Annotated in this window: 13 protein-coding genes; 3 read left to right on the forward strand and 10 right to left on the reverse strand. The window is 72.7% G+C overall.

Features of this window, described 5'->3' with window-relative positions; all coding sequences use genetic code 11:
- Positions 1-84: 84 nt before the first annotated feature.
- Both ACLJPY_RS32525 and ACLJPY_RS32530 read right to left on the reverse strand, forming a co-directional pair.
- Positions 85-2,625: an ABC transporter permease gene (locus ACLJPY_RS32525; protein WP_410594331.1), complete on the reverse strand. Its 2,541-nt coding sequence runs from the start codon at positions 2,623-2,625 to the stop codon at positions 85-87.
- Positions 2,619-3,359: an ABC transporter ATP-binding protein gene (locus ACLJPY_RS32530; protein WP_410594333.1), complete on the reverse strand. Its 741-nt coding sequence runs from the start codon at positions 3,357-3,359 to the stop codon at positions 2,619-2,621. Before ACLJPY_RS32530 ends, ACLJPY_RS32525 begins: the two co-directional genes overlap by 7 nt.
- Before the next feature lie 135 nt (positions 3,360-3,494).
- Between ACLJPY_RS32530 and ACLJPY_RS32535 the strand changes: the two genes are divergently transcribed.
- The 3 genes from ACLJPY_RS32535 to ACLJPY_RS32545 all read left to right on the forward strand — a co-directional run bounded on the left by ACLJPY_RS32535 (position 3,495) and on the right by ACLJPY_RS32545 (position 5,604).
- Entirely contained in the window at positions 3,495-4,694 is a 1,200-nt protein-coding gene (locus ACLJPY_RS32535; protein WP_410594335.1) for a sensor histidine kinase, read from the forward strand.
- Positions 4,682-5,338, forward strand: coding sequence for a response regulator (locus ACLJPY_RS32540; protein ID WP_410594336.1), 657 nt, complete (start codon positions 4,682-4,684; stop codon positions 5,336-5,338). The genes ACLJPY_RS32535 and ACLJPY_RS32540 overlap by 13 nt, the downstream gene beginning before the upstream one ends.
- 71 nt (positions 5,339-5,409) lie before the next feature.
- On the forward strand, positions 5,410-5,604 hold the full coding sequence (locus ACLJPY_RS32545; protein ID WP_410594338.1) for a hypothetical protein: 195 nt from the start codon (positions 5,410-5,412) through the stop codon (positions 5,602-5,604).
- Between the two features lie 31 nt (positions 5,605-5,635).
- Here ACLJPY_RS32545 and ACLJPY_RS32550 read toward each other — a convergent pair whose 3' ends face one another.
- From ACLJPY_RS32550 to ACLJPY_RS32585, 8 genes are all read right to left on the reverse strand, one after another.
- Positions 5,636-6,031, reverse strand: a complete 396-nt coding sequence (locus tag ACLJPY_RS32550) for an HPF/RaiA family ribosome-associated protein (protein WP_410594340.1) — start codon at positions 6,029-6,031, stop codon at positions 5,636-5,638.
- 86 nt (positions 6,032-6,117) lie between these two features.
- A complete protein-coding gene (locus tag ACLJPY_RS32555; protein ID WP_410594342.1) occupies positions 6,118-6,684 on the reverse strand; it encodes a TetR/AcrR family transcriptional regulator in 567 nt (188 codons plus the stop codon).
- A gap of 59 nt (positions 6,685-6,743) precedes the next feature.
- A complete protein-coding gene (locus ACLJPY_RS32560; protein WP_410594344.1) occupies positions 6,744-8,057 on the reverse strand; it encodes an ABC transporter substrate-binding protein in 1,314 nt (437 codons plus the stop codon).
- On the reverse strand, positions 8,044-9,114 hold the full coding sequence (locus ACLJPY_RS32565; RefSeq protein ID WP_410594346.1) for a branched-chain amino acid ABC transporter permease: 1,071 nt from the start codon (positions 9,112-9,114) through the stop codon (positions 8,044-8,046). The genes ACLJPY_RS32560 and ACLJPY_RS32565 overlap by 14 nt, the downstream gene beginning before the upstream one ends.
- Positions 9,111-9,962, reverse strand: a complete 852-nt coding sequence (locus tag ACLJPY_RS32570; RefSeq protein ID WP_410594348.1) for a branched-chain amino acid ABC transporter permease — start codon at positions 9,960-9,962, stop codon at positions 9,111-9,113. Before ACLJPY_RS32570 ends, ACLJPY_RS32565 begins: the two co-directional genes overlap by 4 nt.
- Positions 9,963-9,991: 29 nt before the next feature.
- Entirely contained in the window at positions 9,992-10,699 is a 708-nt protein-coding gene (locus ACLJPY_RS32575) for an ABC transporter ATP-binding protein (RefSeq protein WP_410594350.1), read from the reverse strand.
- Positions 10,692-11,483, reverse strand: a complete 792-nt coding sequence (locus ACLJPY_RS32580; RefSeq protein WP_410594352.1) for an ABC transporter ATP-binding protein — start codon at positions 11,481-11,483, stop codon at positions 10,692-10,694. The genes ACLJPY_RS32575 and ACLJPY_RS32580 overlap by 8 nt, the downstream gene beginning before the upstream one ends.
- Before the next feature lie 223 nt (positions 11,484-11,706).
- Positions 11,707-12,684 (reverse strand): ABC transporter substrate-binding protein, encoded by a 978-nt coding sequence (locus tag ACLJPY_RS32585; protein ID WP_410594354.1) that lies wholly within the window; start codon positions 12,682-12,684, stop codon positions 11,707-11,709.
- Positions 12,685-12,789: the final 105 nt, after the last annotated feature.

Below are 12,789 nucleotides of genomic sequence, written 5' to 3' on the forward strand. Positions count from 1 at the left end.
CCGCACCGGATTCGCCGGACGGTTCCCGGAATTTTCCCGGTTTCGCGAAACGGGTGCGGGGTGGCCGGAGCCACCCCGCACCCCCTATTCCCGCAAGCCGATGGCGTCGATCGGCCGGGCCCGCAGCGCCACCGACGTCGCCACCCCGATCGCCACCATCCCGAGCGCGGCCGCGCCGGAGATGGTTCCGGCGTAGACGAGCGGCGAGCCGGCCGGCACCAGGCTGCCCCGCAGCCCGAAGTTCAGCAGGGCCAACGGAACCAGCGCCACCAGCGTCCCCATGACCACCGCGATCCCCACCGTGGTCAGTGCTTCGAGCCGCATCATGCGGGTCACCTGACGGCGGGTCGTGCCCACCAGCCGCAGCAGCGCGAACTCGCGGCCGCGCTGCGCGGTCGTCAGGACCAGCGTGTTGGCCACCGAAATCGCCAGGTACCCGACGATCACGCCGGCCGCCACCAGGTTGAGGTAGAACTGCGCCTGCTGTTCCCCGCCCGCCCCGGACGCGGCGGCGGCCGCCGGGGCCACCACCAGACCCGGGTAGGACACGGCCTTCAGCGCCGAAGCCACCGCACTCGCGTCGGCGCCGGGCTCCCGCCGGACCAGCACCGAGTCGTCGAGCCGGCCGCCGATGTGCTCGCGGGCCAGCGCGACCGGCAGCACGAAGTCACCGAAGGCCAGGTCGTGCGTGTAGGTGGCGACCAGCCGCAGCTTCGCCGGGACGCCGTCGCCGAAGTAGAACTCCACTTCGTCGCCGAGCTTCTTGTCCAGCCAGTCCGCTTCCGAGCGGCTCAGCGCCACCGCGTTCCCGGTCAGGTCGGTCAGCCGCCCGGCGTCGACACCCAGCTCGAGGGCGGCGCCGGCCCGGTCGCCCGCCAGGCCCTGCGCGGGGGTCCGCTGGACCTCCACGCTGTCGCTCACCTTCGTCGCGGTGACCACGGACGTGCGGACCACCGGCGTCGCCGCCGCGACCCCGGGCACCCGGCCGGCCGCCGCGGCGACCTCGGGCGGGACACCGCCCGGCGCGGTCAGCACGTAGTCGGCGGTCGTCGACCGCGCCGACTCCTGCTGCGCCGCCGACGTCATGGCCGTCGGCCCGTAGAACGTGGCCAGCGCGAACGCCACCGCCAGCATCAGCGGGGTCACCGCCGCGGCGACGCGCCGGGCGTTGGCGTGGGCGTTCGCGCCCGCGAGGTACCCGCTGATCCGCCAGGTCCGCGCGAGCACGGGCACCAGGACCCGCGTCACCAGCCCGGTCACCTGCGGGCCCACCACCGCCAGCCCGATGACGACGACGAGGGTGGCCATCGTCGAGACCGCGGCGGCGGCTTCACCGCGCACGAAGAGCGGGACGAGCGCGCCGCCGGCACCGGCCGCCACCAGGCCCCAGCCGGTGAGCAGGCGCCCGCGGCCGAGCTCGCGGCGTTCCACCGCGGCCTCGCCCAGCGCCTCGACGGGCCGGATCGACGACGGCCGCCGCGCCGCCGCCCAGGCCGCCAGCCGGGCCGCGCCCAGGCCGAGCACGACCGCGGCCGCCAGCGGCAACGGGCTGATCGCCAGGCCGAAGTCGGCCGGGACCACGCCGATCGCGGCGAACGCGTCCCGCAGCCCGGACGCGACCGACAGCCCGAGCACGCTCCCCAGCACGCCGGCGACCAGCGCGACCAGCGTCGTCTCGGTGCCGATGAGCTTGCGGATCTGCCGCGGGGTGGCCGCGACCGCACGCAGCAGCGCGAACTCCCGGCGCCGCTGGTTGATCGTCAGCGCCAGCGTGCTCGCCACCACGAACACCGCGACGAGCAGCGCGAACCCGCCGAACGAGCCGGCGATGGCCAGCAGCAGCACCCGCGTCTGGCCGACGTCGAGGAACTCGACGCTGCTGCGTTCGACGCCGGTGGCCACCTCGGCGTCGCCGGCGACCCCGCGGATCCGCTCGGCGAGCGTCTCCGGCGCCACGCCGGGATCGGCGAGGACACCGATCGCGTGGACCCGGCCCGGCTGCGCGGCCAGCTCCGCGGCCCGGCCGGGGGCGAAGAACATCGCCGACTGCCGCGAGAGGCCGTCGACGACGCCGCTGACCTTGAACGGCACCGGACCCGACCGGGTGGTGATCCGCACCTGCCCGCCGATGCCGACGTCGGCCCGGCGCGCCAGGTCGGCGTCCAGCACGACCTCGTCGGCGGCCGCGGGTGCGGTGCCGCCGCGCAGGGTGAACGGCGCCAGCACGGCCGCGTCCCAGTTGTGCCCCAGCGACTCCCGGTCGGCGAGCACCCGCCCGTCGCGGGTCACGACGTGGGCGGGGAAGCTCTGTTCCGGGACCGCCGCGCGCACCCCGGGCACCGCGGCGATCCGCCCGGCCAGCGACGCCGGCACCGGCGGCTGCTCGCCGACCTGCTCGGTCGACAGCGCGTCGGCCCCGGGCGGGTGCACCGACCGGGCCCCGCCGACGACGACGGCCGCGGCCGCGTACCGCTGGGTGGGGACGCCGGCCCGCAGGCCGGATTCCATGAGGACCCCGCAGGCGGCCACCAGTGCGGTGCCGCACAGGATCGCGATGAAGGCGCCGGCGAACCCGCCGAGCCGGGTCCGGATGGTCTGCCAGGCGAGGGTCAGCACGCTCACCACTCCCCGAGGTGCGTCATGCGCTCCGCCACCCGCTCGGGCGTGGGGTGCGGCAGGTGCCCGGCCAGCTTGCCGTCGGCCAGGAAGAGGACGCCGTGCGCGGCCGACGCCGCGACCGGGTCGTGGGTCACCATCAGCACGGTCTGGCCCATCTGCTCGACGATCGCCCGGAGCAGGTCCAGCACCTGCCGCCCGGTACGCGTGTCGAGGGCGCCGGTCGGCTCGTCGGCCAGCACCACCTCGGGCCGGGTGACGAGCGCCCGGGCGATCGCGACGCGCTGCTGCTGGCCGCCGGACAGCTCCGCCGGGCGGTGCTCCAGCCGCTTCGCGATCCCGACGCCTTCGACGATCTCCCGCAGCCACTGCGGGTCCGGCTTCCGCCCGGCCAGCCGCAGCGGCAGCGTGATGTTCTGCAGCACGTTCAGCGACGGCAGCAGGTTGTAGGCCTGGAAGACGAACCCGATCCGGGTGCGCCGCAGCCGGGTCAGCTCCGCTTCTTTCAGGCGGCCGATCTCGGTGCCGCCGAGCAGCACCCGCCCCGACGTCGGCCGGTCGAGGCCGGCCGCGCAGTGCAGAAAGGTGCTCTTGCCCGAGCCGGACGGGCCCATCACGGCGGTGAACGTGCCCCGCGCCACCCCCGCGGACACCCCGTCCAGCGCGGTGACGGCACCGTCGCCGGAGCCGTACACCTTCCGCACCCCGGTCAGCTCCAGCGCGTACGCGCTCGCTGTGGTCATCTCACTGTCCCCTTAAGACTGTTTCTCGCGTCAGAGAGAAAACTAGGTCGGCGCGGGCCCGGGTTCGATCCCGTGGAGAGGTGGATCGGGGGTAGCGCCAGCACCACCACGGTGGTGGGGTGGGAGACTGTCGGCGTGACGACCCGCCTGCGTCAGTGCTGGTCGGCGGTTCGCTACCTGGTGGTCGGCGCCGGCACCTCGATGCTTTCGCTCTTCGCCCTCGCCGGGCTGTTCGCCGTCGTGCTGCTGTGCCCGTTCGGCGTCGGGATCCCGTCGCTGGTGCCGATGATCCGGCTGTCGCGGTGGCCGGTGCGGCTCGACCGCCGCCGGGCCGCGCGCAGGCTCGGCGAGCCGATCCCCGAGCCGTACCGCGACGGCTCGCCGCTGAAGGACCCGGCCACCCGCCGCGACCTCGCGTGGCTCGCGCTGCACGCGGCGACCGGGACGATCATCGGCGTGCTCGCGTTCGGCCTGCCGCTGGGCGCGGTCCAGCAGGTCATCACGTCCTTCGTCTGGCCGCTGGTCCCCGGCGGGATCGAGGGCTCGGTCGGGATCGTGGTGGACTCCTGGCCGCGGGCCGGGCTGGACCTCCTGGTGGCCGCCGCCATGATCGCGGCGACCCTGCAGCTGCCGCGCGTGGCCCGGTGGCAGGCCCGCACCGCGCGCAAGCTGCTCGCGCCCGCCCCCGGCGTCGTGCTGGCCGACCGCGTCGCCGAACTGACCGCGACCCGGGCCGCGGCGCTGGAAGCGCACGGCGCCGAACTGCGGCGCATCGAGCGTGACCTGCACGACGGCACGCAGGCGCGGATCGCGGCGGTCGTGCTCCAGCTCGGCATCGCCGGTCAGCTGTACGACCGCGACCCGGCCACCGCGCGCGACCTGCTGGTCAAAGCCCAGGACACGGCGACCGACGCGCTGGCCGAGCTGCGCACGGTCGTCCGCAGCATCTACCCGCCGCTGCTGAGCGAGCGCGGGCTGGCCGGGGCGGTGCGCGCGCTCGCCGAGCGCAGCCCGGTCCCGGTCGCCGTCGACGTCGAATACGAGGCGGGCCGCCCGGCCGCGGTCGAGGCCGCCGCGTACTTCGTCGTCGCCGAAGTGCTGGCCAACGTCACCAAGCACGCCGACGCGTCCCAGGTGGACGTCACCCTCGGCGGCACGGCGTCACTGCTGCGCCTGGAGATCCGCGACGACGGCCGCGGCGGCGCGGACGAGTCCCGCGGCAGCGGGCTGGCCGGCATCCGCCGCCGCGCCGAGGCCTTCGACGGAACCCTGACCTTGTCCAGCCCACCCGGTGGGCCGACCGTGCTGCGAGTGGAGCTGCCATGCGGGTCGTGATCGCCGAGGACGACGCGTTGCTGCGCGAAGGCCTCGCCCTGCTGCTGAAGACGGCGGGCATCGAGGTGGTGAAGGCGGTCGACAACGCCGAGGACTTCCTGGCGTTCGTCGAGCAGGACCGCCCGGACGCGGTGGTGATGGACGTGCGCATGCCGCCGACCCACCGCGACGAGGGGCTGCGGGCGGCGGTCCGCGCCCGCGAGATCCACCCGGCGCTGCCGGTGCTGGTGCTCTCGGCGCACGTGGAGACGAGCTACGCGGTCGAGCTGCTCGCCGACGGCGTCGGCGGAGTCGGTTACCTGCTCAAGGAGCGCGTCGGGAAGGTCGAGCGGTTCCTCGACGCCCTCCGGCGGGTCGCGAAGGGCGGCACGGCGATGGACCCCGAGGTGATCGGCCAGCTGATGGCCCGCCGCCGCACCGCGGACCCCCTAGAATCGCTGACCGCCCGGGAGCGCGAAGTCCTCGCGTTGATGGCCGAGGGCTACAACAACAGCACGATCGCCGAGCTCCTGGTCGTCAGCGACGGCGCCGTGCTCAAGCACATCCGGAACATCTTCGCCAAGCTCGGGCTGCCGTCCGACGAAGGCGCCGGCCACCGCCGGGTGCTGGCGGTGCTGGCGTACCTGGGCCGGGATGCGGGGTAGCGCAGGCACTACCCCGCATCCGGGTGCGCACGGCATTCTCGCCGTCCCGGCCGGGCTTTAGCGTTGCAGACATGAACAACGACAACGTTTCGACACGTTCTTCGAGCCCGGTCCTGCTGTGGCTGGTCCTGGTGGTCAGCGGCGCGGTCAACGCGGCCGGCCCGCTGGTGAACCTGGGAACGCCGGTGCGGATGGTCGCCGGTGCCGTCGCGGTGGTGGCCATCGGGCTGCTGATCGCCCACTACGTCCGGCGCCGGCGGACGTAGGCCGTGAGCGGGCCCGCGGCGTCTTCGCCCGCTAGCCGATCCCCGGCGTCGCGTCCTGCGGGTCTTCGGCCGGGCCCGCGTCTACGGGCGCGGGCATGTGCCGGATGCTTTCGGCACCCTTGTGGTCGTGGGCGCGGTCGTACCGGGTCTCCAGCGCCCGCACCAGCTTGTGCGACGCCCCGGCGTAGGCGTCGTCCACAGTGGCCGCGTGGTGGGTGACCGCCACCGGCTGCTTGCCGCCGGGCCGCGCCTCGATGACGCACTTCTTGTCCTCGGGTCCGGCGCCGCCGTCCTCGCTGAGGTGCACCTCCACCCGGGTCAGCCACGTGCCGAACCGGGACAGGCTTTGTTCCAGGTCGGTGGACACGAAGCCGGCCAGCCGTTCGCCACCGTGGATGTTGTGGTCGGTGTTGACCTGGATCTGCACGAGCACCCTCCAAGAGCGGGACAGCGTTGAACCCGGTCAGTACCACGGGGGCGGCGAAGTCAAACACCGGCCGCGGCCGGAGTCCACTAAGGACGGAGGCTGCTCAGCATCAGGTCCGCGAAGTGCTTCCCGACCTGCTCCCCCGACAGCTCGCCGCCGTCGTGGTACCACATGCCGAGCCGGTGGATGGCGCCGAAGTGGTAGTTGATCACCAGGTCGGCCGGGACGTCGGCGCGGAAGAGGCCGGCTCGCTGGCCCTCGGCGACCAGGTCGCGCACCCGCTCGTGGTAGGTCCGCCGCTCCGCGCGCACCTGGACCTGCTTGGACTTCTCCAGCAGCGGGAACGACTGGAAGAACACCGTCGCCGCGTCGAGGTCGGCGATGCTCGTCACGACGACGTCGGCGATGATCGCGTGCAGCCGCTCCGGCAGCGGCAGGTCCGACTCCGCGATCGTCACCATCCGCCGCGTCTGCATCCGCAGCATCGCCGCGTAGATCTCGAAGAGCAGGTCGTCCTTGGACTCGAAGTAGTGGTACAGCCCGCCCTTGGTGACGCCGGCTTCCTCGACGATCTCGCGGACCGTCGTCGCCTCGAAGCCCTTCTCGGCGAACAGCCGGACCGCCGCCCGCACGACCTTCTCCCTGACGTTCATGTGACCACCCTAGGTGAGCGGGCGGGCCGGCCCGTGGCGCCCACGGACCGGCCCGGTCGTCACTTGCCCACCAGGCCGACCTGCTCCGGAGTGGCCCGTTCACCGGAGTACGGCGTGATCGCACCGGTGCCACGGTCGGTGACGGCGGGTGGCTGGACCACCGTCGTCGTGACGTCCGGGTTGATCTTGAACACGTACGCGCCCGTGTAACCGGAGTGCGACTCCTTCGAGAACCCGAACGGCGTCAGGCCCGGGCCCTTGAGCGCGCCGGAGCTCATCGCGTCGACGACCTTCTGCCGCGTCGGGTCCGGCCCGGCCGCCTTCAGCGCCTGCCCGAAGGTGTAGGCCTGCACCATGCCGAACAGCACGGTGTTGGTGAACGGCTCCTTCGCGATGTACTTGTCGTGGATGCCCTTGAAGTAGGCGACCCACGGGTCGGCCGTCTGGGCGACGTCCGGCAGGTAGCCGGTGCCGATCAGGCCGGCCAGCAGCTGCCCGCCGGAGACGCTGACGCCCCCGCGCTTGGCGAAGTCCTGCAGCAGCCCGGACAGCGTCGCGGGGTCCGCGCCGATGCTGCTGACCACGAACTGCGGGTGGTAGCCGATCTTCGCCGCGGCCAGGATGGCCAGCGCGGTGAACGCCGGGATGCAGGCGCAGACGACGACCTCGGCGCCGGCGCCCTTCAACGCGGACAGCTGGGGCGTGACGTCGGTGTTCGCGCTGTCGTAGCCCTGCCGCACGACGACCTGGTCCTTGACGAACCGGTCCAGCCCGGCCTGGGTGTCGCGGCCGACGTCGTCGTTCTGCGTGAAGTAGCCGACCTTCTTGCCGGCGAAGTTCTCCTTGACGTACTGGCCCTGGATCTTGCCTTCCCGGGTGTAGTCCACCTGGTACCCGAAGGTCATAGGGTCCTTCTGCGGGTTGTCCCAGGCGAGCGCGCCCGAGGAGACCAGCAGGTCGGGCACGCCTTCGGAGTTCAGGTAGTCGACGACCTTGGAGTGCGTCGGCGTGCCCAGCCCGCCGACGATCGCGAACACCTTGTCCTGCAGGACGAGCTTCTTGACGACCTCGACGGTCTTCGTCGGGTTGTAGCCGTCGTCCTCGACCTTGTAATCGATCTTGCGGCCGTTGATCCCGCCGCCGTCGTTGATCGCCTGGTACACCGCCCGGGCGCCGACGGAGATCTTGCTGTACCCGGGCGCGGCCGGGCCGGTGAGCGGCTGGTGGGTGCCGATGACGACGGTGTCCTTCGTGACGCCGACGGCCGAATCGGCGGCCTGCTGCCCGCCGCCGTCGCTCTCCCCCGCGCCGCCGCACGCGGTCAGCGCCAAGGCGAGGGCGAGCAACCCGGCGCCGTACCTAGTGGTTCTCATGGTTCTCCTTTTTCTCGGCGGGCTTGCGGAGAAGTGCGCGAAGCCGGTGGAACCCGCCCTGGATGCCGCGCGGGAAGGCGAGCACGACGACGATGAGGATCACGCCGTACACCGCGAGCGGGAGGTTGTTGGCCACGTCGGTGTTCAGGTGCAGGACGTCGGCGAGGTCTTCGGACCACGCCTGGAAGTAGACGAGCGCGACCGCGCCCCACAGCGCGCCCCACAGCGAGCCGAGCCCGCCGAGCACCACCGCGGCCAGCAGGCTCAGCGACAGCGCGGGCGTGAACGAGCCGGGTGCGGCGGTGCCGAGCAGGAACGCTTGCAGGCCACCGGCGAGCCCGCCGCACACCGCGCTGACCAGGAACGCGAGGATTTTCGTGCGCCCGACGGCGATCCCGCTCAGCGCGGCGGCGACCTCGTCGTCGCGGACCGCGCGGAAGTCCCGGCCGAGCCGGCCGCGGACGATGTTCACCACCAGCACCAGGGCCAGCAGCACGCTGAGCCAGACGATCCAGGTCTGCCAGCGCAGCTCCGGGACGCCGACGCCGGCCGGTCTGCTGTGGACGGTGAAGCTGAGCCCGTTGCTGCCGCCCAGGAAGTCCGGGAACTTCCGGGTCAGCGCGGGCAGCCCGACGGCCAGCGCGAGGGTCGCCCCGGCCAGGTACGGGCCGCGGAGCCGAGCCGCCGCCGCACCGGCGAGCAGCCCGGCGAGCCCGCCGGCCGCCGAGGCCAGCAGCAGATCGGCCCACAGCGGCAACGACGGCACGTGCTTCACCAGCAAGGCCACCGTGTAGGCGCCGATGAACACGAAGGCGCCATGGCCCAGCGACACCTGCCCGGTGAGGCCGGTCAACAGGGTCAGCCCGGCCACCGCGATCAGGTAGTACCCGATGGTCGCGATGCGCAGGTTGGTGAACTCGTCGGTGACCAGGGTCAGCAGCACGACCACCACGAGCGCGGCCAGCGCGGCGAGCGCGTGGACGAGCAACGGCGGCAGCGTGCGGCGCCGCTTCACCGGCGTCTCCCGGGTCACCGCCGGTTTCGTGCGCACGGTCATACCCGCCTCACCTTGGCCCGGCCGAACAGCCCGCTGGGCCGCAGCGTCAGCACGACGACCAGGATGGCGAGCGCGGCGATCGTCACCATCTCCGGTCCGAAGTAGCCGGACACATAGGACAGTCCGACGCCGAGGACGAACCCGCCGGCGATGGTGCCCAGGGGGTTGTCGAGGCCGCCGAGCACCGCCGCGGTGAGCGCGTAGACGAAGACGCCGTCGAGCACGTTCGGGAAGAGGAACGGCGGGGTGGCGAGCAGCCCGGCCAGCGACCCGACGGCGGCGGCCAGTCCCCAGCCGGCGGTGAGCATCAGCCCGACCCGGACCCCGAGCGTCCGCGCGACTTCGGGGGCGAACGCGGCCGCGCGCATCCGCAGGCCCAGCGGCGTGTACTTGAACAGCACCAGCACGAGCGCGGCGATGGCGAGCACGACCAGCACGACGAACAGGTCGTTGGCGGAGAACCGGCCGCGGAAGTCGAAGGCGTACGGGAACGCCAGCGGCTCGTTGGACCAGATCATGCCCGCGACCGCCTGCAGCACCAGCAGGAGCCCGAGGGTGACGATGATCGAGCTCAGCTCGGAGCGGTGCCGCAGCGGCCGGATGAGCAGCCGTTCGGTGGCGACACCCAGCACGGTTCCGGCGCCGATCGCGACGGCGAAGCCGAGCCAGTAGCTGCCCGTCGCCTTCGTCACCGAGTACGCGAGGTAGGTCGAGATCAGGGCGAGGGCGGGTTGCGCGAAGTTCACCACCCGGGTGGCCCGGTAGATGATGACCAGGGCGAGCCCGAGCGCCGCGTACACCGCGCCGGCCGAGATCCCGCCGAGGGTCAGGTCGAAGAAGTCCTGCATACCGAACCGTTCACCTCCATTTTGGACGGTCAGAAACCGAGGTAGGCGTGGCGGAGGCCGTCGTCGGCCAGCAGTTCCGCCGCGGTGTCGACGGCCACGACCCGGCCGAGCGCGAGGACGTACCCGCAGTCGGCGATGGACAGCGCGGAGTGCGCGTTCTGCTCGACGAGCACGACGGTGAGCCCGGTGGCCGCGCGCAGGTCGCGCAGGATCCCCATGATCCGCGCGGTGATCAGCGGCGCGAGGCCCAGCGACGGTTCGTCGAGCAGCAGCAGCGACGGCCGGCTCATCAGCGCCCGGCCGATGGCGAGCATCTGCCGTTCGCCACCGGAGAGCGTGGCGGCGGGTTTCGCCGAACGTTCTTCCAGCGCGGGGAAGAGCTCGTACACCTCCTTCCGCGCGGCGGCCCGATCGGCCCGGTCCCGCCGCCACAGCGCGCCCAGCCGCAGGTTCTCGTCGACGGTCAGCTCGGTGATGACCCCACCGCCTTCGGGCACGAGGGCAACCCCGCCGCGCGCGATCCGGTCCGGCGCGAGCCCGGTGAGTTCCCTGTTGTCCCAGACGATCCGGCCGCTGCGGGCGGGCTGGAGGCCGCTGATGGTGCGCAGCAGGGTGGTCTTCCCGGCGCCGTTGGCCCCGAGCACGGCGGTGATCCCGCCGCGTTCGACGCTGAGGCCGACCCCGTCCAGCGCCTGGACGGCGCCGTAGGCCACGGACAGCTCTGCGATCTCAAGCACCGGACACCTCCTCGGCGGGGTCGCCGAGGTAGGCCTCGGCCACCCGGGGGTCGGCCTGGATCTGCGCCGGCGTACCCGTGGCGATCACCTCGCCGAAGTTCAGGACCACCACGCGGTCGCAGACCTGCATCACCAGGTCCATGTGGTGCTCGACCAGCACCACCGCCATGTGGCGGCGCAGCGAGAGGATCAACGTCGACAGCTCGACCAGCTCCGCGGCCGACAGCCCGCTCGCGGGTTCGTCGAGCAGCAGCAGATCCGGCTCGGCCACCAGGGCCCTGGCCAGCGCCACCCGTTTCCGGACGCCGTAGGGCAGGACGCCCGGCAGGCGGCCGGCGAGGTCGGCGATCCCGAGTTCGCCCAGGGTCTCCCGGGCCCGGGCGGCCAGGTCGGCCTCGTCGCGGGCCGCGCGGCCGGCGCCGGCGAGGGCCGGGAGCAGGCCCGTGCGGGCGTGGCGGCCCGCGCCGGCCAGCACGTTCTCCAGGACCGTCAGCCCGGGGAAGAGCCCGAGGCCCTGCAGCGTCCGGACGATCCCGAGCCGGGCGAGGTGTTCCGGGCGGTGCCGGGAGAGGTGCTCCCCGCGCCACAGCACGCGGCCCGCCTGGGGCCGGACGAACCCGCAGACGACGTTGAACAGCGTCGTCTTGCCCGCGCCGTTGGGCCCGATGACCCCGACGACCGTGCCGGCGTCGACGCTCAGGTGGACGTCGTGCAGGGCGGTGAGCCCGCCGAAGCGCACGGTGAGCCCGTCCACCACGAGCAGGCCTGCACCGGGAAGCGTCATCGATGACTCTCCTATCCCACCATGTGGACCGGACCGTACCGCGCGGTCGGTATGAAGAGGGTGGGCTGCGGCGGCGGTCGTGTCAAGGTGCGAATCACCGAAACCGGACCGGCGGCCACCGGTCTGAAAATTTCGAAAACCGCTTCCGTTCAGGGAAGTTCCGGCGGCACGGGAAAGGGCGGGCACGCCGAAGCGCGCCCGCCCTTCTCCACTGGGGCCGGGCTCAGCCGGTACCGGTCTGCGGGGCGATCATCGAAGAGGCGTCGATCCGCGTCTGGACCACGCCCAGCTGCTGCAGCAGGTCCGGCACCCGCTGGATGCGGCGGGCGTCCAGGTTGGACCCGAAGGTCGGCATCACCATCAGGCTGGCGATGTCCTGGTCGACCTTGGCGTTGCGGACGACGAGCGGTTCGATCCGGGCCCGGTCGACCGCCGCGCGCGTGGCGTTGAGCATCGCGCGCTGGAACGCCTGCATGGTCTTCGGGTGGTCCTGGACCCACTTCGCGGTGGCGCCGTAGCCGGTGAGGGGGAAGTTCTGGGTGCTGCCGCTGGCCGCGTCGATGACCGGGTAGGCCCCGGCCGTCCGGGCGGCCTGGGTCAGGAACGGTTCCGGCTGGTAGGCCGCGTCCACCCGGCCCTGCGCCAGCGCGGCGCTCATCTCCGGCAGCGGCATCGGCACCCACTGCACCTTGCCGGGGTCGACGCCGTGGTCGCGCATCACCGACCGGGTCAGCACGTCCGACGCGGCGTTCTTCGAACTGATGGCGATCCGCTTGCCCTGCAGGTCGCCCACCGTCTTCACCGGCGAGTTCGGCACGGTGACGACCTCGTTGCTGCGCGGGCTCGCCGACGTGCCGTCGGTCACCAGCTTCACGTCCGCGGAACCGCTGCTCTTGGCCAGGAAGAACAGCGTGTACGTCGAGAGCGCGAGGTCGTCCTGGCCACTGGCCATCCGGCTCAGCGTTTCCTGGCCGCTGGCCCCGACGTCGGTCTGCACCTGGAGACCTTCGGCCTTGAAGTACCCGCCCTCCTGCGCCAGCCACAGCGGCGCGAGGTCGACGGTGGTCAGGATGGCCACCCGGATCGACGGCTTTTCGACGGCGCCGGCGGTGGTGGAGCCCTTGAGCTGGCTGCACCCGGTCAGCAGGACGGCGACCAGAGCGAGCACGGCGAGCCGGCGTGTCGAGGCGCGATGAAGCATGCCACTCCTCGGAGAAGATTCTGGGGATCACGGAATACGGCTCGTTCGGCCGTGATCAGCCGGACTGTAGATGACGATTTCCCGGGTCGCAAATACGTTGCCGAG

Source organism: Amycolatopsis sp. lyj-23 (genome assembly GCF_046549135.1).
Taxonomy (GTDB): domain Bacteria; phylum Actinomycetota; class Actinomycetes; order Mycobacteriales; family Pseudonocardiaceae; genus Amycolatopsis.

Excerpts from the sequence above, each read along its gene's own strand:
- ACLJPY_RS32530 (WP_410594333.1), bottom strand. The coding sequence starts at position 3,359 with ATGACCACAGCGAGCGCGTACGCGCTGGAGCTGACCGGGGTGCGGAAG.
- ACLJPY_RS32540 (WP_410594336.1), top strand. The coding sequence starts at position 4,682 with ATGCGGGTCGTGATCGCCGAGGACGACGCGTTGCTGCGCGAAGGCCTC.
- ACLJPY_RS32545 (WP_410594338.1), top strand. The coding sequence starts at position 5,410 with ATGAACAACGACAACGTTTCGACACGTTCTTCGAGCCCGGTCCTGCTG.
- ACLJPY_RS32555 (WP_410594342.1), bottom strand. The coding sequence starts at position 6,684 with ATGAACGTCAGGGAGAAGGTCGTGCGGGCGGCGGTCCGGCTGTTCGCC.
- ACLJPY_RS32560 (WP_410594344.1), bottom strand. The coding sequence starts at position 8,057 with ATGAGAACCACTAGGTACGGCGCCGGGTTGCTCGCCCTCGCCTTGGCG.
- ACLJPY_RS32565 (WP_410594346.1), bottom strand. The coding sequence starts at position 9,114 with ATGACCGTGCGCACGAAACCGGCGGTGACCCGGGAGACGCCGGTGAAG.
- ACLJPY_RS32570 (WP_410594348.1), bottom strand. The coding sequence starts at position 9,962 with ATGCAGGACTTCTTCGACCTGACCCTCGGCGGGATCTCGGCCGGCGCG.
- ACLJPY_RS32580 (WP_410594352.1), bottom strand. The coding sequence starts at position 11,483 with ATGACGCTTCCCGGTGCAGGCCTGCTCGTGGTGGACGGGCTCACCGTG.
- ACLJPY_RS32585 (WP_410594354.1), bottom strand. The coding sequence starts at position 12,684 with ATGCTTCATCGCGCCTCGACACGCCGGCTCGCCGTGCTCGCTCTGGTC.